29 protein-coding genes, 1 pseudogene and 1 riboswitch are annotated in these 25,902 nt (G+C 71.8%); of the genes and pseudogenes, 9 read left to right on the top strand and 21 right to left on the bottom strand.

All coding sequences use genetic code 11. From position 1 onward, the window contains the following. Window positions 1–79: 79 nt before the first annotated feature. A complete protein-coding gene (locus ACIA5D_RS15035) occupies window positions 80–1,150 on the top strand; it encodes an XdhC family protein (protein WP_396030476.1) in 1,071 nt (356 codons plus the stop codon). Window positions 1,151–1,274: 124 nt separating this feature from the next. Next, window positions 1,275–1,431, top strand: a riboswitch (cyclic di-AMP (ydaO/yuaA leader). Window positions 1,432–1,437: 6 nt separating this feature from the next. After that, entirely contained in the window at window positions 1,438–1,950 is a 513-nt protein-coding gene (locus tag ACIA5D_RS15030; protein ID WP_396030475.1) for a C40 family peptidase, read from the top strand. Window positions 1,951–2,045: 95 nt separating this feature from the next. Here the strand turns inward: ACIA5D_RS15030 and ACIA5D_RS15025 are convergent, their stop codons facing one another. The 6 genes from ACIA5D_RS15025 to ACIA5D_RS15000 all read right to left on the bottom strand — a co-directional run bounded on the left by ACIA5D_RS15025 (window position 2,046) and on the right by ACIA5D_RS15000 (window position 7,994). After that, window positions 2,046–3,032, bottom strand: a complete 987-nt coding sequence (locus ACIA5D_RS15025) for a hypothetical protein (RefSeq protein WP_396030474.1) — start codon at window positions 3,030–3,032, stop codon at window positions 2,046–2,048. Between the two features lie 4 nt (window positions 3,033–3,036). Next, entirely contained in the window at window positions 3,037–3,756 is a 720-nt protein-coding gene (locus ACIA5D_RS15020; protein WP_396030473.1) for a Pr6Pr family membrane protein, read from the bottom strand. Between the two features lie 2 nt (window positions 3,757–3,758). After that, window positions 3,759–4,232, bottom strand: a complete 474-nt coding sequence (locus ACIA5D_RS15015) for a DinB family protein (protein WP_396030472.1) — start codon at window positions 4,230–4,232, stop codon at window positions 3,759–3,761. 70 nt (window positions 4,233–4,302) lie between these two features. Next, a complete protein-coding gene (locus ACIA5D_RS15010; RefSeq protein ID WP_396030471.1) occupies window positions 4,303–4,530 on the bottom strand; it encodes an SAM-dependent methyltransferase in 228 nt (75 codons plus the stop codon). Between the two features lie 31 nt (window positions 4,531–4,561). Then, a complete protein-coding gene (locus tag ACIA5D_RS15005; RefSeq protein WP_396030470.1) occupies window positions 4,562–5,245 on the bottom strand; it encodes a nucleotidyltransferase domain-containing protein in 684 nt (227 codons plus the stop codon). Beyond that, complete coding sequence (locus tag ACIA5D_RS15000) at window positions 5,235–7,994, bottom strand: DEAD/DEAH box helicase (protein WP_396030469.1); 2,760 nt, start codon at window positions 7,992–7,994, stop codon at window positions 5,235–5,237. Before ACIA5D_RS15000 ends, ACIA5D_RS15005 begins: the two co-directional genes overlap by 11 nt. A gap of 87 nt (window positions 7,995–8,081) precedes the next feature. On the opposite strand from ACIA5D_RS15000, the gene ACIA5D_RS14995 reads away from it, so the two are divergent. Continuing rightward, window positions 8,082–8,825: an HAD family hydrolase gene (locus tag ACIA5D_RS14995; RefSeq protein WP_396030468.1), complete on the top strand. Its 744-nt coding sequence runs from the start codon at window positions 8,082–8,084 to the stop codon at window positions 8,823–8,825. A gap of 85 nt (window positions 8,826–8,910) precedes the next feature. Here the strand turns inward: ACIA5D_RS14995 and ACIA5D_RS14990 are convergent, their stop codons facing one another. The 7 genes from ACIA5D_RS14990 to ACIA5D_RS14960 form a co-directional block, all read right to left on the bottom strand. Then, a complete protein-coding gene (locus ACIA5D_RS14990; protein ID WP_396030467.1) occupies window positions 8,911–9,204 on the bottom strand; it encodes a hypothetical protein in 294 nt (97 codons plus the stop codon). 61 nt (window positions 9,205–9,265) lie between these two features. Beyond that, the gene (locus ACIA5D_RS14985; RefSeq protein ID WP_396030466.1) at window positions 9,266–10,165 is read right to left on the bottom strand and encodes a diacylglycerol kinase family protein; all 900 of its coding nucleotides are present in this window, start codon (window positions 10,163–10,165) and stop codon (window positions 9,266–9,268) included. Window positions 10,166–10,179: 14 nt separating this feature from the next. Next, a complete protein-coding gene (tatC, locus tag ACIA5D_RS14980) occupies window positions 10,180–11,145 on the bottom strand; it encodes a twin-arginine translocase subunit TatC (RefSeq protein ID WP_396030465.1) in 966 nt (321 codons plus the stop codon). Window positions 11,146–11,155: 10 nt separating this feature from the next. Continuing rightward, complete coding sequence (tatA, locus tag ACIA5D_RS14975; protein ID WP_396030464.1) at window positions 11,156–11,461, bottom strand: Sec-independent protein translocase subunit TatA; 306 nt, start codon at window positions 11,459–11,461, stop codon at window positions 11,156–11,158. 156 nt (window positions 11,462–11,617) lie between these two features. After that, entirely contained in the window at window positions 11,618–11,830 is a 213-nt protein-coding gene (locus tag ACIA5D_RS14970; RefSeq protein ID WP_396030463.1) for a hypothetical protein, read from the bottom strand. Window positions 11,831–11,840: 10 nt separating this feature from the next. Beyond that, window positions 11,841–12,815: a helix-turn-helix transcriptional regulator gene (locus tag ACIA5D_RS14965; RefSeq protein WP_396030462.1), complete on the bottom strand. Its 975-nt coding sequence runs from the start codon at window positions 12,813–12,815 to the stop codon at window positions 11,841–11,843. Continuing rightward, the gene (locus ACIA5D_RS14960; RefSeq protein ID WP_396030461.1) at window positions 12,812–13,798 is read right to left on the bottom strand and encodes a helix-turn-helix transcriptional regulator; all 987 of its coding nucleotides are present in this window, start codon (window positions 13,796–13,798) and stop codon (window positions 12,812–12,814) included. The genes ACIA5D_RS14965 and ACIA5D_RS14960 overlap by 4 nt, the downstream gene beginning before the upstream one ends. 90 nt (window positions 13,799–13,888) lie before the next feature. Here ACIA5D_RS14960 and ACIA5D_RS14955 point away from each other — a divergent pair, with 90 nt between their 5' ends. Both ACIA5D_RS14955 and ACIA5D_RS14950 read left to right on the top strand, forming a co-directional pair. Next, window positions 13,889–14,878, top strand: coding sequence for a cation diffusion facilitator family transporter (locus ACIA5D_RS14955; protein ID WP_396031000.1), 990 nt, complete (start codon window positions 13,889–13,891; stop codon window positions 14,876–14,878). 11 nt (window positions 14,879–14,889) lie between these two features. Continuing rightward, window positions 14,890–15,972, top strand: a complete 1,083-nt coding sequence (locus tag ACIA5D_RS14950; RefSeq protein WP_396030460.1) for a DUF3866 family protein — start codon at window positions 14,890–14,892, stop codon at window positions 15,970–15,972. 7 nt (window positions 15,973–15,979) lie between these two features. Here the strand turns inward: ACIA5D_RS14950 and ACIA5D_RS14945 are convergent. From ACIA5D_RS14945 to pafA, 4 genes and pseudogenes are all read right to left on the bottom strand, one after another. Continuing rightward, window positions 15,980–16,168, bottom strand: a pseudogene (locus ACIA5D_RS14945) (FAD-dependent oxidoreductase); the annotation flags it as partial. Between the two features lie 157 nt (window positions 16,169–16,325). Beyond that, window positions 16,326–17,798, bottom strand: coding sequence for a GGDEF domain-containing protein (locus ACIA5D_RS14940; RefSeq protein ID WP_396030459.1), 1,473 nt, complete (start codon window positions 17,796–17,798; stop codon window positions 16,326–16,328). A gap of 52 nt (window positions 17,799–17,850) precedes the next feature. Beyond that, window positions 17,851–18,039, bottom strand: coding sequence for a hypothetical protein (locus ACIA5D_RS14935; RefSeq protein ID WP_396030458.1), 189 nt, complete (start codon window positions 18,037–18,039; stop codon window positions 17,851–17,853). A gap of 20 nt (window positions 18,040–18,059) precedes the next feature. After that, window positions 18,060–19,418 (bottom strand): Pup--protein ligase, encoded by a 1,359-nt coding sequence (gene pafA, locus ACIA5D_RS14930; protein ID WP_396030457.1) that lies wholly within the window; start codon window positions 19,416–19,418, stop codon window positions 18,060–18,062. Window positions 19,419–19,545: 127 nt separating this feature from the next. On the opposite strand from pafA, the gene ACIA5D_RS14925 reads away from it, so the two are divergent. Further along, window positions 19,546–20,484, top strand: a complete 939-nt coding sequence (locus ACIA5D_RS14925) for a dTDP-glucose 4,6-dehydratase (protein WP_396030456.1) — start codon at window positions 19,546–19,548, stop codon at window positions 20,482–20,484. Window positions 20,485–20,718: 234 nt separating this feature from the next. After that, the gene (locus ACIA5D_RS14920; protein ID WP_396030455.1) at window positions 20,719–20,871 is read left to right on the top strand and encodes a hypothetical protein; all 153 of its coding nucleotides are present in this window, start codon (window positions 20,719–20,721) and stop codon (window positions 20,869–20,871) included. Window positions 20,872–20,943: 72 nt separating this feature from the next. On the opposite strand, the gene ACIA5D_RS14915 is transcribed toward ACIA5D_RS14920, so the two are convergent. After that, entirely contained in the window at window positions 20,944–21,276 is a 333-nt protein-coding gene (locus tag ACIA5D_RS14915) for an MOSC N-terminal beta barrel domain-containing protein (protein ID WP_396030454.1), read from the bottom strand. Continuing rightward, window positions 21,276–21,755, bottom strand: a complete 480-nt coding sequence (locus ACIA5D_RS14910; RefSeq protein WP_396030453.1) for a CGNR zinc finger domain-containing protein — start codon at window positions 21,753–21,755, stop codon at window positions 21,276–21,278. The genes ACIA5D_RS14915 and ACIA5D_RS14910 overlap by 1 nt, the downstream gene beginning before the upstream one ends. A gap of 105 nt (window positions 21,756–21,860) precedes the next feature. Between ACIA5D_RS14910 and ACIA5D_RS14905 the strand changes: the two genes are divergently transcribed. Then, window positions 21,861–22,838, top strand: coding sequence for a zinc-dependent alcohol dehydrogenase family protein (locus tag ACIA5D_RS14905; RefSeq protein WP_396030452.1), 978 nt, complete (start codon window positions 21,861–21,863; stop codon window positions 22,836–22,838). Between the two features lie 7 nt (window positions 22,839–22,845). Continuing rightward, window positions 22,846–23,856 (top strand): alcohol dehydrogenase catalytic domain-containing protein, encoded by a 1,011-nt coding sequence (locus tag ACIA5D_RS14900; protein ID WP_396030451.1) that lies wholly within the window; start codon window positions 22,846–22,848, stop codon window positions 23,854–23,856. 106 nt (window positions 23,857–23,962) lie between these two features. Here ACIA5D_RS14900 and prcA read toward each other — a convergent pair whose 3' ends face one another. Next, complete coding sequence (prcA, locus tag ACIA5D_RS14895) at window positions 23,963–24,847, bottom strand: proteasome subunit alpha (RefSeq protein WP_396030450.1); 885 nt, start codon at window positions 24,845–24,847, stop codon at window positions 23,963–23,965. A 91-nt stretch (window positions 24,848–24,938) separates the two neighbouring features. After that, the gene (gene prcB / locus ACIA5D_RS14890) at window positions 24,939–25,778 is read right to left on the bottom strand and encodes a proteasome subunit beta (RefSeq protein WP_396030449.1); all 840 of its coding nucleotides are present in this window, start codon (window positions 25,776–25,778) and stop codon (window positions 24,939–24,941) included. Window positions 25,779–25,902 lie beyond the last annotated feature (124 nt).

Here is a 25,902-nt window from a genome sequence, read left to right as displayed (position 1 = left end):
CCATCAAAGTCAACAGCTACCTAAGGGATCTCTTAACTAGCCGTTGACGATCCGGCCCTTGATCACGGAAGGTGAGGTCGTGCGGGACATCATCGACGGGCTGGTCGCGTGGCGCGCGGAGGGCATCGCGTTCGCCGTGGCCACCGTCGTGCGCACGTGGGAGTCGGCGCCCCGCCAGCCCGGCTCGTCCATGGCGGTCAACGAGCGCGGCGAGGTCCTGGGCAGCGTCTCGGGCGGGTGCGTCGAGGGCGCGGTCTACGCCGCCGCCGAAGAGGTCATCCAGACCCAGAAGGCACAGCAGCACACGTACGGCGTGAGCGACGGCGACGCGTTCGAGGTGGGCCTGACGTGCGGCGGGACGATCGAGGTCCTGGTCCAGCCGTCGGTAGCCCTCGCCGACGTCGACGATGTTCTCGCGGCGATCGCGTCGGGCCGGCCGGTCGCGACCGTCTCGCTGAACGGCAGGCAGCTCGCGGTCTGGCCCTCGCACGTCGTGGGATCGCTGGGCGACGCGGGCCTCGACCGCGCGGCCGAGCAACAGGCGGCCGGCATGCTCTCGGCCGGCACCACCGGCGTGGTCCACCTCGGCACGCACGGCGAACAGCGCCTCGACGAGATGGAGGCCTTCGTGCAGACCTATCTGCCGCCGCCCCGCATGATCGTCTTCGGTGCGATCGACTTCGCCGGCGCGGTCGCCCGGATAGGCGGTTTCCTCGGCTACCACGTGACGGTCTGCGACGCGCGTCCGGTCTTCGCCACCCGCAAGCGTTTCCCCTCGGCCGACGAGTTGGTCGTGCAATGGCCGCATCTCTACCTGGAATCCGCGGCGGTCGACGAGCGCACCGTGCTCTGTGTCCTCACGCATGACCCCAAGTTCGACGTTCCGCTGCTCGAGGTCGCGTTGCGCACCCCGGCGCGGTACATCGGCGTGATGGGCAGCCGCCGCACCCATTCCGACCGGATGCGCCGCCTGCGCGAGGCCGGCGTCTCCGAGGCCGCGCTGGCCCGGTTGTCCGCTCCCATCGGCCTCGATCTGGGCGCCCGCACCCCCGAGGAGACCGCGGTCGCGATCGCCGCCGAGATCGTCGCGTCCGCCTGGGGCGGGTCCGGTCTGCCCCTCACCGGGCTGGACGCCCCGATTCACGGGTAGCCGTCCGGGAGCAACCCCCGGCTTTCCCGCCGTTTTCCCGACGACGGCCGATCTCGTCTTGCGCCGCGTTGCAACACCAGCGGCCACCACCGCCGCGCGGACGCCGAGTCCCGCCCACCGCGTGCGGTCCATGTCTCCGAATCGGAAACTTCAGTGGGCGGGAGCGGGGGACCCCTCTTTTTCGCCGGCTCGCCGGCTCCGGGGTGAAGTCGCCTTGATGCGACGGGCCGCCTTCAGGCCCAACCCGACAGCTAACCTCGCAGGCGGTTGAAGGACCAAGGATCGTCTTGTCTGCTCGTGTCCGCTTCGCCATGCCCACGTTCGCCGTCGTCTGGGCGTTCCTGGCCCTGATGTCGCTCCTGTTCGCCCCGTCGGCCGCCCAGGCGGCGCCATCGTCACGGCCCGCGGTCTCCGCCGCCGTCCCGCTCTCCCCCGCCGGCGCCGCGCTGCTGCGCGGCAAGCGCATCGTCGCCGCCGCCAGCGCCCAGCGCGGCAAGCCCTACCGGCGCGGAGCAGCGGGTCCGGGCGCGTTCGATTGTTCCGGCCTTTCCGGGTACGCCTACCGCGCCGCCCACATCCGCCTGCCCCGCACCGCGAACGCCCAGTACCGCGCCGCCCACCCGATCAGCCGCGCCGCGGCCCGCCCCGGCGACCTGGTCTTCTGGGTACACGGCCGGCACGCGTACCACGTGGCCGTCTACGCCGGCGGCGGCCGTGTCTGGCACGCCCCGAAACCGGGCGACCGCGTCCGCCTCGCGCAGATCTGGAACGCCGGCCAGGTCCGCTTCGGCCGCATCTAGCCCGCATCCGCGCGCGCCCAGTCAGTACCTGCTAACGAGGTACTGGCTGGGCGTTTCGCCAACTGCTGCGCGACCGCGGTTCGGCCGGCGCTCGCCTAAGCGTCGGCCAGCCGCAGAAGGACGGCGCCCGGGTCGGGCCCGTACTTCGCGGCGTAGGCCTCGGCCGCCCCGCCCGGTGACGTCGGCGCCAGGACGTACTGCTTGCGGCCGTTCTCGCTGATCGTGACCTGATGATCGGGGTGGAACGCCTGTGACAGCGCGACCGGATGCACGTTCACCCAGTGCTCGCCCTCGTGCACCACGTACCGCAGGTCGTGCTCGACGACCGCGTCGTGCACCGTGAAACGCAGCCGGATCCGGCGGTGCTCGCCGAGCTGCAGCAGGCCCGCGCCGTTCCACCGGTTGTCGAACGCCTCCAGCGCCAGCTCGCCCAGGTCGCCGCGGACCCGGACCTCGCGCTGGTAGCTCTCGCTCACCCGGCGATTGCGGAACAGGCCGTACGAGAGCCAGTCGTCCACCCGGTAGCAGGCGTGCGCCGGCCCGACCGGGCTGATCCGTACCTCGAACAGCTCGGCGTGGCGCTCGGGCAACGACCGTACGAGATCGTCGAGCCGTTCGATGTTCTGCCGGATCAGCGCGACCGCGTCGGTCGGCGCGACCTGCCGGGCCCGCTCGGCGGCGTCCGCCGACGACGGATCGGTGAGCAGGATGCGGAAGCGCACCCCGCGCTCGAGCGCGGCCCGCACCGCGGCGGCGAAGGCCTGCTCGTTCCGCGGCTCCAGCAGGCCGGTCCAGAACTTCCAGACGTCCACGTTGTCCCGGGCCTGTTCGATCCGCCGGATCACCGCCCGGTAGTCGAGGCGGTTGCGCCACCGCACCGAGTTGCGGTTGAGCGAGAGCACCAGCGGCTGGAGCACGAGCACCGCGAGCACCAGGTCGAGCAGGTTGGACCCGATGTTGATGCGCAGCTCGGTGCCGAAACCCTCGGTGTGCCGCACGGGGTAGAGCAGCAGAAACCCGGCCAGCAGCAGAAGGGCGCCGATCAGCGCGTACAGATAGGACAGGCGGAACGGGCGGCGCATCCCGTCATCGTTGCAGATCTATGCCCGCCGCATCGATCTCCTCTTCCGCCGGTTCGGTCCCAGCGCGCGCCGGTTTTGTCCGGGCGCGCGCCCGTTTTGCCCCTGCGAGCGCCGCCAGCCGATCCAGGCCGACCACCGCGGCGCCGAGCGCCCCGAAGACCACCGCCAGCTGCACGAACTGCAAGCCCACCCAGTCGTACCCGTGCTCGGCGGGGTCGAGGAAGAAGTACGGATACCGGACCGGCGCCGCGGGCAGCAGCCCACCCCGGAGCTCGATCATCAGGCCGTAGCCGAGCGGGTAGGCGATCCACAGTGGAATGTCGCGCCGGCGCACGATCCGGTGTGGCCCGAACAGCACCCAGTCGGCCAGCACGAGCACCGGCACGACGTAGTGCACCAGGAACAGCGACCGGTTGGTCAGTGCCTCGCCCGGGTCGGCGGCAGCCAGGCCGGGCAGCGGGTTCTCGCCGTGGTTGAGCATGAAATGCGAGATCAGGCAGGTGATCAGGATCCACAGCGTGACCGCGCCGCGCCAACGGGGCGCGGGCGGCTCGATCGTGCCGCGCTTGACCATCCAGTAGAGGGCGCCCACGAAGTAGGCGAGCGTCAGCAGGTTGCTCTGCGCGGTGTAGTAGATGAGCCGTTGCTCCGCCATGAGCAGTCCCGCCGCGCCGCAGGCGACGATGGCCGCGCGCAGCCAGAACTGGGGCCGGGCGTAGATCACGCCTACCGTCCGGTCGATCCGTCGATGAGCTCCCGCAGAATGTCGGCGTGCCCCGCGTGCCGGGCCGTCTCCTCCAGCATGTGCCCGATGACGAACCGCAGGTTGCACCGCGGCTGCCCGTCGTCGCGCGCCATCATCTGCTCGAGGTCCCCGTCCGCGAGCACCGGCGCGACGCGTTGCCACGCGGCCTCGTACGCGTCGATCGCCTCGCCCAGGGTGTCGCCCTCCCGGACCTCTTCGTCCGGGAGGGCGAGGTCCTCACCCGCGAAGCGCACGAGAAACCACGACAGTTCGGCCCAGGTGAGGTGTTTGACCAGCCAGAGCAGGCTCGTGCCGCTGCCGACCGGCGACTTGCGCGCCGCCTCGTCGCCGACCCCGGTCACCTTGCGCACCAGCGATTCCCGCTGGAACTGCAGGAGCCCCACCAGCGTCGCCCGCTCCCCCGCCACCGTCCGCGACGGCCGTCGATCAACCATGCGGGCAGCATAGGGCCTGGCCTGCCGATCACGACGGGCTGCGGCGTGGCCCAGGCGGCGAACGACGGCGTCAGCGGACGCGGGCGACCAGACCGTTGCAGGCCACGTCCTCGATCGCCGGGCGCGCCCGAGGTTCGCCCTCCGCGTGCCAGAGCGCGACCGACGCCAGGCCCGGGTCGACGAGCTCGAGGCCGTCGAAGAACGCCGCGATCTCGCCGCCGTCGCGCGGGGCGAAACTGCCGTCCGGGTTCTGCGCGGTCGGCCGGCCCACCGTCGTGTCGTTACGCCCGTCCGTCACGATTCCCCGTCCCTCGCATGTGGACGGAACTCTAGGCGCGGTAGCCCTCGAACAACGGCCCACCGGCCCGCTCGAGGATCTCGGTGGCGAAGCCCGCCGGATCGTCGCGGGCCGCCAGCCAGCGGGCCGCGAGCGGAGGGTCGAGCTCGCGTAGCTCGCGCAGCAGCCACTTCCCGCCGCTGATCCACCGGCCGGCGAACGCCGGCGCGGCGCGCCCCGCCTCGGTCCAGAGCGCCGCGGCGATCACCGTGCGCTCGCCCGCATCGCCGGCGTGCCGGTAGTCGTCGAGCAGGTCGGTGAGGCCGTACCGCAGCCGGTCGCGCTCGGCGGCGGGCAACGGTCCGGGCCCGGCGGCGAGCACCCGTGCGCAGTGCGCCGGCAGGTCGCCGGGATCGCCGACGAGCGGCACTCCCGACGCGAGCATGCGGTGGGTGCTCGGCTTGCGGGCCGCCAGCTCGCGCTCGAGGAACCCGGCCAGCCGCGCCGGCGTGTGCACGAACAGCTCGACCGGCCAGCCCCGATAGCGCAGGCTCTCGCGATACCCCGTGTCGTCGTCGTGCATCACGACGATGTCCAGATCGGAGCCGGCCGTGCGGTGCGCGGTGACCACGCTGCCGGTGAGCAGGGCCCAGGAGGCCTCGGGAAACCGCACCCGGACCAGTTCCCGCGCGGCACTCACGGGATCCGCGACGCGGGCGTCCACGTCAGAGCTCACCCTGGTAGGCCAGCACCCCCCGGTTGACCGCCGCGATCGCCTTGCGGGCCGCGTCGCGGACCCCGGACGACGACGCCGGCGCCTCCCTGATCTGGCCGAGCAGGTCGAGCACCTGCCGCGCCCAGCGCACGAAGTCGCCCGCCGGCATGTCGGCGTCGTAGTTGTGCCCGCTGGCCAGCACCCGGGCGAGCGGCTCGCCGCGGGCCCATCGGTACATCGGCCAGACGAACCCCGGGTCGGGCTCGCGGGTGAGCGACAGCCCGTGGTCGGCCTCGTCGGCGGCGATCTCGCCCCACAGCTTCGTGCAGGCGTCGACGGCCGCGGTGATCGGGCCCTTCGGCACCGACGCGCGGTCGTCGCCGTCGCGCCGCGACTCGTAGAGCACCATCGAGGCGGCGGCGGCCAGTTCGTCGGGCTCGAGCCCGTCCCAGACACCCTGGCGCAGACACTCGGCGACGAGCAGGTCGGCCTCGGACCAGATGCGCCCGAGCATGCGCCCGGCCTCGGTCACCTCGCCCTCGGGCGACAGGTAGCCCCGCTCGCCCAGCACCGCGCAGACCTGGTCGAACGTGCGGGCCAGCGAGCCCGTGCGGCCCGCGACCTTGTCGCGCAGGGCGTCGGTGTCGCGCTGCAGCCGGTGCCGGCGCTCGGCCCAGCGGGCGTGCTCTTCGCGCTCGGGGCAGGCGTGACAGGGATGCTGCCGCATCTGCACCTTGAGCAGGGCGATCTCGGCGTCTTCACCGTCGTTGCCGCCGCCACCACGGCGTCCGCGGCGGCCGCCGCCGTGCCGGTCGAGGCCGGTGGCGGAGACCTGGGCGGCGAGGTCACGGCGAGCCGACGGGTTGCGGTGGTTGAAGTGTTTCGGTACGCGAATGCGCTCGAGCACCTCCGCTTCACCCGGGAAGTCGGCCGGACTGACCCGCCCGGCCCACCGGTCTTGCGTCAGCACCAGCGGCCGCGGCTCGCCGAAGCCCCCGGCCGGCGCCTCCAGCACGACCGCCAGCCCGGCCCGCCGGCCCTGCGGCACCCGGATGACGTCGCCGACCCGCAGCCGCTCCAGCGAGGACACCGCCGCGGCCCGGCGCTGGTTGGCGCCCTGCAGGGCGAGCGCGCGCTCGCGGTCGGCGATGGCGACCCGGATCGCGAAGTACTCGTCGAAGTCGCCGTGATGGCAGGCGGCATCGTTCCCGTACGCGTCCATGGTGTCGACGTTGCGCTGCACCTGCCGGGCGAGGCCCACCACCGAGCGGTCGGCCTGGAACTGGGCGAACGACGACTCGAGCAGGTCGCGGGCATTGTCGGCGCCGACCGTGCCGACCAGGTTGACCGCCATGTTGTAGGACGGGCGGAACGAGGAGCGCAACGGATATGTACGCGTCGAAGCCAGACCCGCGACGTGGCGCGGGTCGACCTCGGGGCTCCACAGCACGACGGCGTGGCCCTCGACGTCGATGCCCCGGCGACCGGCGCGGCCGGTGAGCTGCGTGTATTCCCCCGGCGTCAGGTCGACGTGCGCCTCGCCGTTGAACTTGACCAGTCGCTCGAGCACGACGCAGCGGGCCGGCATGTTGATGCCCAGGGCCAGCGTCTCGGTCGCGAACACCGCCTTGACCAGCCCGCGCACGAAGCATTCCTCGACCGCCTCCTTGAAGGCGGGCAGCATGCCGGCGTGGTGGGCGGCGACGCCCCGCTCGAGGCCGTCGAGCCATTCCCAGTAGCCCAGGACGGACAGATCTTCTCGCGGGATGCCCGCGACCTTGGCGTCGGCGATGCGGCGGATCTCGGCGCGCTCGTCGGAATCGGTGAGCCGCAGCCCCGCCGAGAGACACTGCTGGACGGCCGCGTCGCACCCGGCCCGGCTGAAGATGAACAGGATCGCCGGGAGCAGGCCGGCCCGCTCGAGCCGGTCGACCACCTCGGGGCGCGGCGGTGGCTGCCAGCGCCGGGAGCGCCCGCGATGACCCGGGCCGTGCGACCGGTCGGTGAGCTCGAGCCGCCGTTCCATCTCGCGCGTGTAGCGCAGCAGCTCGGGGTGCACGTCGTGCTTACGGGCCGCGTCGGCGTCGTGGAACAGGTCGAACATGCGCTTGCCGACCAGCATGTGCTGCCAGAGCGGGACGGGCCGGTGCTCGCTGACCACCACCTCGGTCTCGCCACGCACGGTGACCAGCCAGTCGGCGAATTCCTCGTAATTGCTGACCGTCGCGGACAGCGAGACCAGGTTCACCGACGCCGGGAGGTGGATGATCACCTCCTCCCAGACCGCGCCGCGGAAGCGGTCGGCCAGGTAGTGGACCTCGTCCATCACCACGTAGGCCAGGCCCTTGAGACTCGTGGAACCGGAATACAGCATGTTGCGCAGCACCTCGGTGGTCATCACCACCACCGGGGCGTCGCCGTTGATCGCGTTGTCACCGGTCAGCAGGCCGACCCTGTCGGACCCGTAGCGCTCGACGAGGTCGTGATACTTCTGGTTGGACAGCGCCTTGATCGGGGTGGTGTAGAAGCATTTACGCTCGCCGGCGCGCAGCGCGAGGTGCACGGCGAACTCGCCCACCACCGTCTTGCCGGCGCCGGTCGGCGCGCACACCAGCACGCCGCTGCCACGCTCGAGCGACTCGCACGCCGAGCGCTGAAAATCGTCAAGGTCGAAGCCGACGTCGAGCATGAAGTCGTCGAGCGCCGGGAACTGGGCCTGCCGGGCCGCCCGCCGTTTCGATTCTGCATACTTCTCGGCGGGACTCGTCATGACCACAGGCTAGTTCGTGGGTGTGACAACTTGCAGCACCGGCGGTGGCCGTCTCACGGCTGGGGACCGGGTAGGTATCGTGCATCCGTGCCGGAAGCCGTGGAATCGACCGATCATCCTCCCCATCGGCCGTCCCGCCAGGTCGACGCCGTGCTGTTCGATTTCCACGGCACGCTGGCCCAGGTGGAAGATCCGATCCAATGGGTTCAGGCGGCGGCCGTGGCCTGCGGCCACGAGCTCGACCGGGGCAAGGCCACGATGCTCGCCGACCGCCTGGTGATGGCAGGCCGAGCCGGGGGACCGCTTCCGGCCCGCGTGCCGCCCCAGCTCGCCGAGCACTGGGCCGACCGAGATCTGTACGCGCACAGCCACCGCGCCGCCTTCACGGGCCTGGCAGCGACCGTGGCCACCGAGGTCGAGGGCCTGGCCGAAGCCCTGTACGAACGGCTGCTGGGCCCCGAGGGCTGGCTCCCCTACGCCGACACCGAGCCCACCTTGCGCACGCTGCACGGCGCCGGCATCAAGGTGGCGGTGGTCAGCAACATCGGCTTCGACATCCGCCCCCACTTCGACGCCTGGGGGCTCCATTCCATGATCGACGCGTACGCGTTGAGCTACGAGCTCGGCCGCACCAAGCCCGACCCCGCCATCTTCCTGCGGGCCTGCGGCATGCTGGGCGTCGACCCCGAGCGCACCCTGATGGTCGGCGACACCCCCGCCGACGCCGGCGCCGTGAAGGCCGGCTGCGCGGCGCTGGTCCTGCCGGCTTCCGAGCCCGGCCGCCCCAACGGCCTCACCGCGGCCCTGACCCTGGCCGGCTGCGGCGCCTAGAGCGTCCCCGCCGATCATGGAGTGCCGGGTGCCGGGTGGTCGAGGTGGGTGCGGTCCGTCGCCGTCGTTCGGTGGCCTACGCGCCTCAGGCGTAGGCGTCCAGCGAGACGCCCTTGCGGACGCCGGCCTTGCGCTTCTCCACGGGCGTCCGCTCCGTCGCCTCGCGCTTGGCCGCGGCCGACTCCGCCGGTTCCGCGACCGGGACCGGCGCGGCGCCCGGCTGCGACCGCTCCCCGGTCGACGTCTCCGCCGCCACCTCCGAGCCCGGCGGTGGCACGGCCGCCTCGGCCATCGCCTTCAGCGTCGAGCGCGCGGTGTCGAAGGCGGTGGTGGCGAGCGACGCGGCGCCACTGAACGAGCGGAGCGAACTGAGCGACATGCCCTCAGGTTCGGCCGCCCCCGGCATTACTGACCGCGTGGCCGGGCGCGCAACCCAACCGCTACCGCAGCAGCCGCAGCGCGCCCGGGACGCAGGTGATCTCCAGCGGGAGCGGCCCGAGCCGCTCGCCGTCCGCGTACGCGATGATCCCGTCCGAGTGCAGCCGCACCTGCTTTGCCCGATATGTCCGTACCCGCGGATCGGTTACGTGGGTGCCACGGCGCAGGCGCGGCTTCAGCCGGGCCATCGCGGCGCGCGAGAGCGGCAGCGCCGTCACCACATCGAGCAGCCCGTCCGTCGGGTCGGCCGCCGGAAGAATCCGTAAACCGCCGCCATAGCTAGGACATATCCCGACGGCGACCAGCGTGCCCTCGAAGCCGTGATCCACCCCGTCGATCTCCAGGGCGTAGAGCCGCGGCCGCACCCGCGCCATCTCCAGCATGATCGCCAGGTCGTAGCGCCGCGGCCCGCGTGGCCAGCGCATCCGGTTGGCCCGTTCGTTCACGATCGCGTCGAAACCGGCCGCCAGCACCGCCCCGAACCACCGCTCCTCCCCGTCGGTCCCCACGGTCCGGGCGAGATCGATCGGCGCCGTTCGGGACGAGGCCAGGGCGGAGGCGATCGACGAGGCCGCCGCCAGCGGGTCGAGCGACACCCCGGTCCCGGCGGCGAAATCGTTCCCGGTCCCGGCCGGCACCACCCCCAACGCCACGGGCCGCGAAGCTGCCGCCTGCAGTGCGAGGTGCGCCGTCCCGTCGCCGCCCACGGCCACCAGAGCCACGCAGCCGTCCCCGACGGCCCGATGGCAGGCCTTCTCGGCCTCCTCCGCGGTCGACGCCTCCAGCAGCCGCACGGCGTGCCCGGCGGCGCCGAGCCGCTGCACCACCCCGGGAAGCAGACCGCGGTGCCGGCCGCGCCCCGCGTGGGGGTTGGCCAGCACCGCGATGTCACCGCTCGTCATGGCGGGCGACATTACTACGTCATGTCGTCGAAACGGCCCTCTAGCGGCAGCGGCTTGTGCACCGGCGCCGGGCCGTCGACCGGGCCGGGCGCCTCGATCGGGTCGGAGGCGCCGACCGGGACGCGGTCGTCCTCGAGGGGCGAGATCGCGTCGTCGTCGATGTCGGCGTAGATCTCCTTGCCGCGGCCCTTGCGACGGTCGTTGATGAAGCCGACGCCGACCGCGATGAAGTAGAGCAGCACCATGCAGGCAGCGAGCAGCGTCATGCCGAACGGGCCCGGGTCGGGCGTGGCGATCGCGGCGAACGCGAACGACAGGAAGACCACGACCCGCCACCAGCTGAGCAGCCGGCGGGCCGTGACCACGCCGGTGAAGTTCAGCATCAGGAGTATCAGCGGGAACTCGAACGCCGCCCCGAACAGCAGCAGCATGCTGGTGACGAAGCCGATGTAGCTTCCCACCTCGAGTTTCGTGGATTCACCCAGGACGCCGGCCTCCATGATGAAGGCCAGGCTGTGGCCGACCACCAGGTAGGCCAGCACCGCGCCGACGGCGAACAGCGGCGCGGCGATCGCGACGAACACGTACGCCCACTTGCGCTCGTGCCGGTGCAGGCCGGGGGCGATGAACGCCCAGAGCTGGTAGAGCCAGACGGGCGCGCCCACGATGAGGCCGACCCAGAGCGCGATCTTGAGCCGGAGCATCAGGCCGTCGCCCACACCGAGGACGACGAAGTCGCAGTACGCCGTGCCGTCGGGCCGGGTGGCCCAGGACGAGTCGAGCTGGCAGTACGGTTCCTTGAGCAGGTCGAAGACCCAGTTCGACACGATGAAGCCGACGATCAGGCCGACGACCAGCCCGAGCGAGGCTATGAAGAGCCGGTTACGAAGCTCCCGGATGTGGTCGAGGAGCGTCATGGAACCGTCGGCGGCCTGCTGGAACTTGCTGGGCCGCCCTTGACGGCGAAGGGTCAGCGCCATGACCGACTAGTCAGCGGTCGTTGGTGCGCTGCACCGGGTCGACGTAGGGCTGCGCCTGCGGCTGGGCCGGCGGTGGCTGGTAGCCCTGCGGCTGCGTCGGCTGCTGCACGTCGCCCTGCAGGGGCTGGCGGTGGTACTCGGGCTCGGCCTTTTCCGCGACGTTGTTGTTCTCGTCGATGAGGCCCTTCGTCTCCGCCTTGATGATGCGCAGCGAACGGCCGAGCGACCGGGCCGCGTCGGGAAGCCGCTTCGCGCCGAACAGCAGCACGAGGACGACCACGAAGATGGCGATGTGCCATGGCTTGAGGGCACCCATGGGAGAACTCCAGTCGGTCGGATCAGTTGTGCGGGGTCCATCGTACGTGGCAATTCTGGTGAAGTAGCCCACGGGACCCGGCCGGTTTCACACGAAGTCTTGGACAACGAGGAAGGAACGCCGCACGCTACCCCCGGCCCACAAGATCTGTAAAGGTCATGACCGGTTCGGCAGACGAGCCTCGACCTGGGCGACCGTCTCCTGCAGGACCAGCGCCTTCTCCTGCAGGGCGAGCGCCTCCTGCTGGCGGCGCTGGAGCTTCACGGCGGCCCGGCGCAGCCCGCCGAGCTTGCCCAGCAGCGGCGCCGCCGCGGCGACCAGAATGACCAGCGCGACCACGACAACGGCGATCCAGACCCAGAGCAACACGGCAGACACCCTACCCGGCGGGCGAGCTGTACTGGTCGAGCGCGGCCGTCGCCTGCTGCCGGATCCGCTCGAGCAGCTCGGGCGGCCCGACCACGGTGACGTCCGGCCCCAGCCCGAGCAGCAGCCGCTGCGCCCAGCCGAGATCGGTGATCCGCATGGTCACGACCCATTCCCCGGACGACGACGCGGCGGAGGAGCGGCGAATCTCCTCGACCGGGTAGTACTCGGTGATCCACCGGCTGTGCCGTCCGATGCGCAGCGTCATCAGCGGCAGGTCGGCGGTGGGCCGGAAGACGCCGTCGCTGACGTCCTGCGGAGCGGCGTCGGGCGGCGGCGCCGAGGACTCGTCGAGCTCGGTGAACGCGTCGATCCGGTCGACCCGGAACATCCGGACCGCCTCGGCGCGCCGGCACCAGGCCTCCAGGTAGGCCCGGCCGCCCACCATCAGCACCCGCATCGGATCCACGACCCGCGACGTGGTCTCGTCGCGCGCGGCCGTGTAGTAGGTCATCTGCAGCGCGTGCCCGCCCTCGACCGCGGCCCGGACCTGGTCGAGCTTCTCGGCGTTGGCCGGAAGCTTGACCGCGACCGGCGCGTCGGCCAGATCTCCGGCCGCGCTCTCGATCTTGGCGAGGGCCCGCTCGATCACGTCCCGGGTGCCGGTGCCCGGCGTCTCGGCCAGCATCCGCAGCGCCACCACCAGGGCGAGCGCCTCGTCCTGGTTGAGACGCAGCGGCCGGTCGATGCCCGCGTCGTGGCTGATCGTCACCCGGTCGCCGTCGAGCGCCATGTCGATGAGGTCGCCCGGCCCGTACCCGGGAAGCCCGCACACCCAGAGCAGCTCGAGATCTTCGCGCAGCTGCTTCTCGCTGATGTCGAGGTCGGCCGCGGCCTCCGAGATCAGGATCCCGGGCCGCGCGAGCAGGTAGGGCACCAGGTTCAGCAGCCGGCCCAGCCGGTCCACGGACGGTTTCGGGACGGTCATGCCGCCACCACACCCTCGTGGCGGGCCATGACCTCCTTGAGCTGCTGGATCACGGCGTCACGCACCTCCGGCGGCCCCTCGACGTAAACGTCCGGGCCGTACCCCGCCAGGGTCGACGCGAGCCGCTCGGCATCGGCGTAGGGAAGGGTCAGCCGATCCCCGGCGGGACCCGGCTGCGTCGAGACCGCCCATCGGCGCAGGCCGGCCGCGCGCCCTTGACGAGCCACGACGATCGCCCGGCCGGTCCACTGGTGCGGGCCGTCCCAGCCGGCGACATGGCTGATCAGGTCTTCGCCCGCGGGCGGGGTGAACGCGCCCGGCCGGCCGACCGGCCGCACGTTGCCGACGATGCGGGAGAGGCGGAAGCAACGGGTGGCGTGCCGGTCGCGGTCGTGGCCGACCACGTACCACCGGCCGCGCCAGCAGACGACGCCCCACGGCTCGAGCCGGCGGGTGGCGGGCTCGTCGACCTCGGGCACCCGGTAGCTGAACGTCACCGCGCGCCGGTCACGCGCCGCGCTGGTCAGCGGCCCGAACGCCGGGTCGACGGTGACGACCGGCTCGACGCCCAGGGTGGCCTGCGGGTCGACCTCGACGCCGGCGGCGCGCAGCTTGGCCAGTCCGGAGGAGGCGGCCGCGGCGAGCCCGGCGTGCTGCCAGAGGCGGGCCGCGATGCCGACCGCGGCGGCCTCGTCGGGCTCGAGGATGATGTCGGGCAGGGCGTACTCGCGGCGGGCGATCCGGTACCCCGGCTCCTGGTCGAAGACGCTGGCCGTACCCGTCTCGAGCGGCACGCCGAGCTCGCGCAGCTCGGCCTTGTCCCGCTCGAACTTGCGCTGGAAGGCCTCGTGGTCGCGGGGGTCCTCGGGGTCGTGCTCGTAACCCGGCACGGTCGCGGCGATCTGCGCGGCGGTCAGGAACCGTCGCGTGGACAGCAGGCAGATCACAAGATTGACCAGGCGCTCGGTGCGGGTGCGCGACACGAGAGGCAACGCTAGCAGCCATCGGCCCCACACCGTTATTTCGTAACCTGCGCGGGGAAGGATGATCCGGTGACGTCCGAACAGACCGGCCTGGCCGGCGCCGAGCCGCTGCCCGTCCCCGGCGACGCCGAGGGAGGCGGGAACGAGAGCGTCGGCACCGTGATCCTGGCCGGCTCGGCCAACCTGGCGATCGCCCTCGCCAAGCTCGTGGCCGGCCTGTTCGCCGGGTCGTCGGCGATGCTTTCCGAGGCGGCGCACTCGTTCGCCGACACGATCACCGAGGTCTTCCTCTACGTCGCACTGATCCGCGGCCGGCAGCCGGCCGACGAGGAACACCCCTTCGGGTACGGCAAGGAGAGCTACGTCTGGGCGTTCATCGCCGCCCTGTTCACGTTCGTCGGCGGCTCCGCGTTCTCGATCTACCACGGCATCACCTCGATCGTGGCGGAAGAGAAGAGCGGCGACTTCCTGTGGTCGTACATCGTGCTCGCGATCTCGTTCGTCGCCGAGGGCACCTCGTTCCTGCGCGCCCAGCGCCAGGTGGCCGGCGAGTCGCGCCGCTGGGGCGTCACCCGCTCCCGCTTCCTGCGCCTGACCCCGGACACCACGGTGAAGGCGGTCTACTTCGAAGACTCGGCGGCGCTGGTCGGCCTCGTCCTGGCCGCGCTGGGTCTGGGACTGACCCAGATGACCGGCGACGAGATCTGGGACGGGCTGGCCTCGGTGGCGATCGGCGTCCTGCTGTTCCTGGTGGCCGCAATCCTCGCCCGCAGCAACGCGTCGCTGCTGGTGGGCCGCTCGGTGCCGCGCCGGATCCACAACCAGATCGCCGCCGACCTCGCCGAGATCCCGGTCGTGGTGGCGGTGCCGACGCTGCTGACCATGCAGCTCGGCCCGGGCGACATCCTGGTCGCCGCCAAGGTCGACTTCGAGGACGAGGTGACCGGCGGCGAGATCGAGGAGGCCTCCGACGAGGCCGAACGCCGGTTGCGGGCCAGATACCCGGGCATCCGGTACGTGTTCCTCGACCCGACCCGGGGTGCGGCCGGTCGCCATCACATGGACGGCGGCATCGAGTAGATTCGCCGGTCATGGTGCGCTGGCGGTCCGGGACAGTTCAGGCAATCCGCCGCAAGTGGCACGGATCAACAGAGCTCGACGTGGCAACCGACGAGGGCACACTGCGGGCGCTGGCCTATCCCGACCTGGTCGGCGAGCCGCGGGAAGGCGACCGGGTCCTGCTCAATGTGGGCGCGCTGGTCATGGGCCTGGGCACCGGCGGCTACGCGCTCGTGGTGGCCCTGCCCGACCGCCTGCCTCCCGACCCGGAGGACGACGGCAGCAACCGGGACGCCGGTCACCTGGTCAAGGCCCGCTACACGCCGCTGCAGGCGATCCGGCTCGGCGTCGACGAGGAGGCCTCCCCGCACCGCGCGGTCATGGCGGCCGCCGACTCCCTCGACGGCATGCCCGTGGTCACGGCCGATCTTCACTCGGCCCTCCCGGCCATCCTCGCGGGCATTCACGCCGACAATCCCCAGGCCGAGGTCGCGTACGTCATGACAGACGGCGGGGCGCTGCCGGCATGGTTCAGCCGCACCCTCGACGGCTTGCGCGGCCACCTGGCCGGCACCATCACGACCGGCCAGGCCTTCGGCGGCGACCTCGAAGCGAGCACCGTGCACACCGGCCTGCTCGCGGCCCGGCACGTGCTGCGCGCCGACATCGCGATCGTCAGCCAGGGCCCCGGCAACCTCGGCACGGGCACCACCTGGGGCTTCTCCGGGGTGGCCCTTGGCGAGGCGATCAACGCGGTCGCCACGCTCGGCGGGCGTCCGGTCGGCTCGCTGCGGGTGTCCGACGGCGACGGCCGCCCCCGGCACCGCGGCTTGTCGCATCACACGCTCACGGCGTACGGGAAAGTCGCCCTGATGCCCGCGGACCTGCCGGTGCCGGACGGCCTCGAGCCCCACCTTGCCGCGGAGATCGACGCGGCGCTCGCGCCGCTCGGAGCGCGCCACCGGCTGGTCCGCGTCGCGACCGGCGGCCTCGACGCCGCCCTGCGCGCAAGCCCCGTCGGCCTCTCCACGATGGGGCGCGGCCTCGACCAGGACCACGCCTACTTCCTGACCGCGGCGGCCGCCGGCCGGCACGCCGCATCGCTGCTCTCCTGACCGCGCGCTAGCCCGCGAACGTCCCGAACAACTCCAGCCCGATGTAGCCGCCGCCCAGGATGATCAGGTGCTCCGGGAGCTCTCCCAACTCCATGATCGACGTGGAGTCGAGCACCGGGACGTCGCCCGCGCCGGTGATCGCCAGCGGCTTGGACCGGGTGCCCGTGTCGATGACGATCACCGGCGCCTCGATCTGCCGGGTCCCGCCGCCGGGCCCGGGTCGCCCGCCACCACCAGCGCCGGCGCTGACGGAGCGTCAGGCGTCCGGACGGCCCCTCAGCCCTACGCTCAGCCCGGCCCCGATCCCCGCGCTCGGCTCCCTGGGCCCCCACCCTCGTTCGGGTGGGGCCCAGTCAAGCAGCCCCGTACGACATTTCCCCGCGCCCGTCCACAGCCGTAACCCGGTTCCGGCCGCCCGCCTTCGCCTCGTACAACGCCGCGTCCGCCCGCGCCACCAGCTGATCGGCGGTCTCGGCGCCGTCCCACACCGCGACCCCCGCCGAGAAGGTCTGGCCCTGCGGCGTCGCCGCCAGCGCCCGCTCGAGGATCTGCCGAGCCTCGGAGGTGTCCGCGTCGGGCAGCAGCACGATGAACTCCTCGCCGCCGTAGCGGGCCAGCAGGTCGACCGCGCGCAGCGCGCCGTGCCAGGCCGCGGACGCCTCCTTGAGCAGCCGGTCCCCCGCCGGATGGCCGAACGTGTCGTTGAACATCTTGAAGTGGTCGAGGTCGAGCAGCGCCACGCTGATCGGCCGTCCGTCGCGGCGGGCGAACTCGAGGGCGCGGGGCAGGTCCTCGTTCCAGACCCGGCGGTTGGGCAGGCCGGTCAGCTCGTCGCGGCGGGCCAGGTCGCGCACCTGGGCGGCGCGCCGCTCGATCTCCCGCACCAGCTGCGCCATCCGCAGCACCACCAGCAGGAACAGCACCGTGCAGCCGATCACGATGGCCCAGCCGTCCTCGACGCGCCCCTGGTGCAGCTGCACCGCGAGCAGGCCGGGCGCGATCAGCGAGGCCGCGGCGAGCAGCGCCAGCTGCACCCGCCCGAGCCGCACCGGGTGCTGAGCGGCGACCACACCCATCTCGCGGGCCTCGTTGTGCAGCGCGCCGATGCCGAACAGCGAGAACGCCACCAGGAACACCATGTCGATCGAGCGATGCATCCACGGGATGTCCTCCACCGCGCCGAGCTCGGGGACGCTGCCGATGAGCACCCAGGCGGTGTCGCCGACCAGGAACGCCGCGAGCGAGCCGGTGATCCACCAAAACGCGGCGCCGCGACTACCCTCGCCGCGCAGCAGCCGCATCATCATGGCGAGCAGCAGTAGGTCGCCGATCGGGTACGCGGCCTGCACGGCGCGCCCGAGCATGTCGATGTTCTGGCCGACCGTCACCGGCTTGATCACGTAGACCCAGGCGAGCAGCCCGAGCCCGGTCGTGATGACGGCGGCGTCGACCGCGGCGGTCCAGTTGCGGCGCGGCTCGCGGCGCCTGATCAGCAGGCCGAGGCCGACCGCGCAGGCCGGGTAGAGCAGCAGGAACAGCGGGTCGGCCGGGCCGGGCAAGGTGTCGACGCCGAGCACGTCGATCGCGTAGATGGAAACCGGGATGCCGGAGACGTTGGCGCCCACCCCGAAGGCCAAGCACCACCAGGGCAGGCGGTCGCGGCGCGGGAGCCGGCGCGCCCCGATCAGGATGGCGGCCACGCCCAGGTAGCCGACGGCCACCTGCCAGCCGCTCTCCCACCACCCGCTGGACGGGATCAACTGATAGGCAGCGATGGCGATCGCAGCCGTCGCCGCGTAGAGCTTCCAGCTCCGGCCGGTGGTCATCCGCTCAGGAGAAGCCCCGCCGGTTGCGACACGGGTTGCGGGCCGGTTGCTTCTACGAAGTCACGAGCAGCACGAGCCAGCCGAGCAGGATGATGCCGAGCGCCACGGCCAGCAGCCACGTCGGAATCTTGTGGCCGCCGGCCCGGTTGCGCCGGATCTCGGACCGGATGCGCTCGCGTTTGCGCTGCACCCGGCCCCAAGCGACCTCCTCGGAGGTGCGCTCGTGCTGGTCAGGAGTCACCTGACCAGCGTAACCACGCGCTACATGCTGGCGATCAGCCGCTCCACCCGCTCGTCGTACGCCCGGAACGGGTCTTTGCACAGGACGGTGCGCTGCGCCTGGTCGTTGAGCTTGAGGTGCACCCAGTCGACGGTGAAATCGCGCCGCTTCTCCTGCGCGTGCTTGATGAACTCGCCGCGCAAGCGCGCCCGGGTGGTCTGCGGCGGCGTCTCCTTGGCCTCGAAGATCTCGAGGTCGTTGGCGATGCGGTCGACCTGCTTGCGCTTTTCCATCAGCGCGTAGAGGCCGCGGCCCCGGCGCACGTCGTGGTAGGCCAGGTCGAGCTGGGCGATGCGCGGGTGCGACATCGGGATCTCGTGCTTGGCCTGGTAGCGCTCGATCAGCTTGTACTTCGACACCCAGTCGATCTCGCGGGAGACCGGGTCGAGGTCGCCGTTCTCGATCGCGTTGAGCACCCGGCCCCACAGCTCGACGACCCGCTTGGCGGTCTGGTCGCCGCCGCGCCGCTCGACGAACTCGGTGGCCTTCGCCAGGTATTCCTGCTGGATCTCGAGGGCCGAGACCTCTTTGTTGTTGGCCAGGCGGATCTTGCGGCGGCCGGTGACGTCGTGGCTGACCTCGCGGATCGCCCGGATCGGGTTTTCCAGCGAGAGGTCACGCATGACCACGCCTGCCTCGATCATGCGCAGGACGATGTCGGCCGAGCCCACCTTGAGCAGGGTGGTGACCTCGTTCATGTTGGAGTCGCCGACGATCACGTGCAGGCGGCGGTAGCGCTCGGCGTCGGCGTGCGGCTCGTCGCGGGTGTTGATGATCGGGCGCGACCGGGTGGTGGCGCTGGAGACGCCTTCCCAGATGTGCTCGGCGCGCTGCGACAGGCAGAAGACCGCGCCGCGCGGCGTCTGCAGGACCTTGCCGGCCCCGCAGATCAACTGCCGGGTGACCAGGAACGGGATGAGCACGTCGGCCAGTCGGCCGAACTCGCCGTGGCGCGAGACCAGGTAGTTCTCGTGGCAGCCGTACGAGTTGCCGGCCGAGTCGGTGTTGTTCTTGAACAGGTAGATCTCCCCCGCGATCCCCTCGTCGTGCAGCCGCTTCTCGGCGTCGACCAGGAGACCCTCCAGAATCCGCTCGCCGGCCCGGTCGTGGGCGACCAGGTCGGTGACGGAGTCGCACTCGGGGGTCGCGTACTCAGGGTGGGAACCGACATCGAGGTAGAGACGGGCACCGTTGCGGAGAAAGACGTTGCTGCTGCGCCCCCAGGACACCACTCGGCGGAACAGATAGCGAGCCACCTCGTCCGGCGACAGCCGCCGCTGCCCCCGATAAGTACACGTGACTCCGTACTCGGTCTCGAGGCCGAAAATTCGCCGTTCCATGTCGAAACACTAGCCTCATCGGCCACCCATTGGCAGTCACCACTCGCGCATTGCCCGCCACAACGCGTCGCCCTCATATCACCGGATCGGGTGTCCGCAGCCGGGCCGTGGCTAGACTCGCCGGGCGATGAGGCTTTTCGTCACCGGTGGCGCCGGGTTCATCGGCTCGCACTTCGTGCGAGCGATCCTGGCCGACCATCTGCCGGGTCTCGAGGGCGCGTCGGTCACGGTTCTCGACAAGCTCGCGTACGCCGGGAGCTTCGCGAACCTGAGCCCCGTGGCCGAGAGCAAGCGCCTGGATTTCGTCCCCGCCGACGTCACCGACACTCCGGTGGTCGCACCCGCGCTGCGCGGCCACGACGCGATCGTGCACTTCGCGACCGCCCGGTCCGGCGCCGACGTCCCCGGCGTCGAGGCGCTGCTCGACGCCGCCCTGGCCCGCGACGTCTCCCGCTTCGTGCACATCTCCACCGACGAGGTGTACGGCTCGATCGACACCGGCGCCTGGACCGAGCGCTCCGCGGTCGCCCCCGCCACCCCCGGCGCCGCCGCCAAGGCCGGCGCCGACCTGATGGCCCTCGCCTACCACCGCACCCACGGCCTGCCCGTCGTGGTGACCCGCAGCAGCGACAACTACGGGCCGTACCAGGATCCCGCCGAAACCATCCCCCGGCTCGTCACGAGCCTGCTGGAGGGCCGCACGGCCCGCCTGGCGGGCGACGGCACCCGGGTGCGCGACTGGCTGCACGTCGACGACCACTGCCACGGCATCGCCCTGGCCCTGCTGGAGGGCCGCGCCGGCGACGTCTACCACATCGGCGGCAGCGTCGAGCTTGCCGACCGCGACCTGGTCGAGATGATCCTCGACCGGCTGGGCCTGCCCGGCGACAGCGTGGAGCAGGGCGGCGACGGCAAGGACCACGACCACCGCCACGCCCTCGACGACGACAAGATCCGCCGCGAGCTGGGCTGGCGCCCGCGCGTCGAGTTCACCGCCGGCCTGACCGACACGATCCGCTGGTACCGCGACCACGCTGCCTGGTGGCGCCCCCTCCTCCCCGACTGAAACAGCGAAGCCGGAGCGGGATCCGCTCCGGCTTCGTGTACGACAGTCCGGTGTTCTAGGCCGCTAAACTACCGGTCCACGAAGGGACCGAACGGGATTTGAACCCGTGCTCCCGGATTGCTGAGGGGACGCAAGCGTCCACGCTCGCATTATAGCTGGTAGCTGGGCGCTGGCCCGGGTGAGCGGTGGCGAGACCATTGAGATCACCGATCGCCCGGCTCGTTCCGGTCGGCGATGACCGGTCGGCATTGGCCAGGCTGGTGGCCGCCGGTCGGGCCGCCACCCCCCACCGGCACCGGGCCGGTCCCGCTTCCGCCCAAGCTCGGCGACCAGGATGTGGATGCGGCCGAGACGCTCGCCGCGATGCGCGACGAGGAGCGCTGGTGATCTATCTCGACTCGGCCGCCGTGGTGAAACTGGTCCGGCAGGAGGAGCACAGCGTCGAGCTGGTCTGCTGGCTCAACGCCCAGGGCGACGTGCCGCTGGTGTCGTCCGCTCTCGTGGAGGTCGAGGTGCCCCGGCGCCGGAAAGGGCGGCTGTGGCGGACGCCCGGTACTCCTCGCCGCCTATCCGGACGGCCAGGCCGCCGCCGTCGAGCGATCGCGCGCTGACCTCGAGCAGGCGGCCCCACCGGCGCGGGTGCTTGGCGCTGCCCACCGTGCCGTCCGACGGGTCGAGGCAGGCCCACTCCCGGTCGCCGGCCAGGCCGCTGCGCTCGACCGGGGCCGAGCGCAGCGGTTCGCCGCGGGCGCTCTTGAGGGGATAGCGCCACAGCTCGACGATCTTCGGCATCACTGGCCCCTCGCCCGGTGCGCGGCCACGTTGACTTTGTTGCCGCAGTACTCGTAGGAGTGCCAGCGACGGGTGCGGCTGCGGGTGGTGTCGTAGAAGGCCTCGCGGCAGATCTCGTTGGCGCACAGCCGCACCCGGCTCCAGTTGCCGGCCTCGACCAGCGCGGCGACCTCCTGGGCGATGCGGCCGAGCACGGGATCGCCGGTGACCTGACGAAGGCGTACGGAATCGGCTTGGAAAGTGAAGTTGAAGACGCTGCCCGAGAGCCGTGCCGTCAGGTCGCCCCAGTCCCCGCCCCCGTCGGCGAGCGCCACCAGCTCGTCGCGGACGGCGCGGATCTGCTCGATGCGATGCGCCGGCGGAGCGCCCTCCTGGCCGAACGGGCGCAACACCTGCTGCGCGGTCTCGGGGTCGTCGAGCTTGTCGGGGAGGTTCGCGTACGGCCGGGAGTTGAGCAGGTCGACGATCCCGGTTGCCATGGTCACATTCTTTCATGCCGGGCTATCCGTTGTAGCCGCTTACATCTCGATGCTAGCTTGCTGTTGTTGTAAGCGTCTTCTTCAAATAGACCGAAGGGCGAGGCCATGAGCCAACTCGTCATCTCCGCGCTGGGCGACCCGGCGCGTACCGCCGCCCTGGTCAAGGACCCGGATCTCACGCTCCGGCCGGGCGATCTCCTCGTCGCCATGGAGGCGGCCCCGATCAACCCGGTGGACTCCCTGTACGCCAACGGCTGGTACCCGATCCAGCCGGTCCTCCCGGCCGTGCTCGGCTCGGAGGGCGTCGGCCGCGTCGTGGAGGCCGGCAACGACACGGACGCCACGCTGGTCGGTAAGCGGGTAGTGGTGATCAACCCTTACCGGCAGGGCGTCTGGGGCGACCGGGTCGTGGTCCCGGCCGCCAACGTCGTGGAAGTCCCCGAGGGGGCCGACGGCCACCAGCTGTCGATGCTGTCGATCAACCCGCTGACCGCCCACCTCCTGCTGAACGACTACGCCACCCTGCAGCCCGGCGACTGGGTCGCCCAGGACCTCGGCAATTCCGGGGTCGGCCGGTCGGTCATCGCCCTCGCCCGGCGGGCCGGCGTGCGGACGCTGAACATCGTGCGCCGCCCCGAGGTCGCCGCCGAGCTGCGCGACCTGGGCGCCGATGAGGTGCTCGTCGACGGGCCCGGCCTGGCCGAGCGCATCACGGAGAAGCCCGGCCTGGCCTTCGACGGCGCCGGCGGCCCGGTCGCCGAGACCCTGGCCGCGGCCCTCGCCCCGGGCGGCACGCTGGTGTCCTACTCGGCGATCGCCACCGGCGAGAGCCCCCGGCTGCCGCTCGGCCCGCTGGTCTTCGGCGGTCTCACCCACCGCGGCCTGTGGATCAGCAACTGGCTGGCGGCCACGCCGCGTGCCGAGATCGAGCGGGTCTACGCCGAGCTCGCCGCGCTGGTCGCCGACGGCACGCTGCACGTGCCCGTCGAGGCCACCTACCCGCTCGACCAGTACGAGCGGGCGCTCGACCACGCGGCCCGGCCGGGCCGCTCCGGCAAGATCCTTTTCACCTTCGAGAGCTGAGGCCTCCATGACCACCTATCGCGCCTACCAGGTGTCCGGGCCGGACGGCTTCGCGCTCGTCGAGCGGGAGCTGCGTGCGCCCGGGCCGGGCGAGGTACGCCTCAGGGTCGAGGCCTGCGGCGTCTGCCACAGCGACGCGCTCGCGGTCTTCGGCCTGTTCCGGGCGGACGCGTCCGCGCCGATCATCCCGGGGCACGAGATCGCGGGCGTCGTCGACGCCGTCGGGGCCGGCGTGCACGCGTGGCGGCCGGGCGACCGCGCCGGGGTGGGGTTCCTCAACGGGCCCTGCTACGAGTGCGACCACTGCCGGCGCGGCGACTTCGTCAACTGCGCCGACCAGGCGAAGACCGGCACGACCGTCGACGGCGGCTACGCCGAGATCGCGTACGCCCGGGCGAGCGGCCTGGTCCGCCTGCCCGCCGAGCTGAGCGCCGCCGAGGCCGCGCCGCTGCTCTGCGCGGGCATCACGGTGTTCCGCGGGCTGACCGACGTGGGCCTGCCGCCCGGCTCGCTGGTCGCGGTGCAGGGCGTCGGCGGACTGGGGCACCTGGCCATCCAGTTCGCCCACGCGCTCGGGCACCAGGTCGTCGCGATCGGCCGCGGCACCGGCAAGGCCGCCCTGGCGCTCGAGCTGGGGGCGGACGAGTTTGTCTCCGAGAACCCCGCCGAGGCCCTGCAGAAGCGGGGTGGCGCGGCGGCGATCCTGGCTACCGCCGCGGACGGCGGCGCGATGTCGGCCCTGATCGGCGGGCTGGCCCCGCACGGACGGCTGGTGGTGATCGGCGCCGGCGGCGACCCGATCTCCGTGGACACGGGACAGATGCTGTTCGGGGAGCGCGCGCTCACCGGCACGATGGTCGGCACCGCGATCCAGACCGAGGACGCCCTGTCCTTCGCCGTCCGCCGGGGCGTGCGCTCGGCGAACCAGATCATGCCGCTGTCCGAGGCGCCGAAGGCGTTCGAGCGGATGATGGCCGGCGACGCCCGGTTCCGCATCGTGCTCGACACAGCAGCCTGACACCCGCCGGAGGCGGGGACCGGTCCGCCGGCCTCCGCCTGGCCGGCCGTCCCGTGCGAAAGCAAAGGCGCGGCCCGGCTCGGAGCCGGGCCGCGCCCCTGAGAAGTCAGGAACCGTCGCCGTTCACGTCGTCGGCCGGCTCGTCCGGGTCGTCGGGCGCCTTGGCGTCCGAGGCGCCCGACGCCTTCGCTTCGTCTTCGGTGTCGACGGACGCGGCCGACACGGTCGGCTTGTCCTCGGCCGGGCTCGGCGGGGCGGCGTCCACGCCGCCCAGGTCTTTCTCGGCCACGTCGTTGCTGCCCGAGAGCAGGCTGGTCAGCGCCGGCCCGGCGATCCGGCGGAACGCCCGGCCCTTGCGCCGCCGGTCGAGCACCGCCACCTCGAGCTGCTTGGAGTCGAGCGTCCGGGTCTGGCCGTTCTCGCCGCCGACGCTGCCGAGCGCCTCGGCCGCCAGCGCCAGCGCGGTGGTCAGGTCGGCCGCGGTGTCGTGCCGCTCGCGCAGCACGTTGGAGATCGCCTCGGCCTGCCCGCCCATCGCCATGAAGCCGGGCTCGTCCATGACCGAGCCGTCGTAGGTGATCCGGTACAGCTCGTCGGCCTCGGCGGTGGCGCCGACCTGCGCGATACAGATCTCCACCTCGTACGGCTTCTGCGTCTCCGAGAAGATCGCGCCGAGCGTCTGGGTGAACGCGTTGGCCAGCCCGCGCCCGGTCACGTCGCGCCGGTCGAAGCTGTAGCCGTTGAGGTCGGCCATCCGCACGCCGGCCCGGCGCAGGTTCTCGAACTCGTTGTACCGCCCGACCGCCGCGAACCCGATCTTGTCGTAGATCTCGCTGATCTTGCGGAGGGTCGTGATGTTCTCGGCGACCATCAGGACGCCACCCTCGTACGTGAGCACCACGGCGGAGCGGCCGCGGGCGATGCCCTTGCGGGCGTATTCCGAGCGGTCGCGCTGGACCTGCTCGGGTGATGCGTAGAACTGCATGGCCACGGCTGGCTACTTCCTCTCGGTCCCGGTGAAAGCTTTGGTGGAAGCGGGACTCAAAAACCGAAGTTGCATCGGTTTTCCGCCGCGGGTCAGCTCAGCCGCCGGGGTTGTCCATGCGCCCGGCGACGACCCGCTCGGCCACCGCCGTGATCTCCTGCTCGGACAGCCGGTGCGTGCCCTCCGCCGTCGCCGACATGACCACCGGGTAGATCTTGCGGGTCACGTCGGGGCCGCCGGTCGCCGTGTCGTCGTCGGCCGCGTCGTACAGCGCCTCGACGGCCAGCGTGATCGCGTCGGCCGTGCTCACGCCGGGCCGGTACTTCTTCTTCAGCGCGGACTTGGCGAACAGCGAGCCGGAGCCGATCGAGTCGTACCCGGTCTCCTCGTAGAGGCCGCCGGCCACGTCGAAGCTGAAGATGCGCCCCGCGCGCGACCCGTCGGCCGGGGACAGGTCGTAGCCGGCGAACAGCGGCACCACCGCGAGGCCCTGCATGGCCGCGCCGAGGTTGCCCCGCACCATGCCGGCCAGCCGGTTGGCCTTACCGTCGAGGGACAGCATGATGCCCTCGATCTTCTCGTAGTGCTCGAGCTCGACCTGGAACAGGCGCATCAGCTCGATGCCGATGCCGGCCGTGCCGGCGATGCCGATCAGCGAGTACGAGTCGGCCGGGTGCACCTTCTCGATGTCGCGGCTGGCGATGAGGTTGCCCATGGTGGCCCGGCGGTCGCCCGCCATGACCACGCCCTCGGCCGTGGCGATGGCCACGATCGTGGTGCCGTGCGGCGCGAGGTCGGCCGCCATTCCCGGCGGCAGCGGCCGGCGCCCCGGCAGCAGCTCGGGCGACGCGTGGGTCAGGAACTGCGTGAAGGAGGACGTCCCCGCGTTCATGAAGAAATCCGGCAGCCGCCCGGATGGATCAAAGCCCTTTGTCACGTGGTTCCTCTCAGATACGTGATCGCACCGGCGCCCACTCCCCCGGGACGCCGTCGCAGTTGAAGCACAATATCCCGCTCGCCCTGCCGGTGCGATGATCGCGATCAACGTGTTCAACCCTCAA

The sequence above is a fragment of the Actinoplanes sp. NPDC051513 genome, from assembly GCF_044454685.1.
Classification (GTDB): domain Bacteria; phylum Actinomycetota; class Actinomycetes; order Mycobacteriales; family Micromonosporaceae; genus Actinoplanes.
Note: the sequence above shows the minus strand (reverse complement) of the source record. Positions and strands in the feature narration are given on the sequence as shown.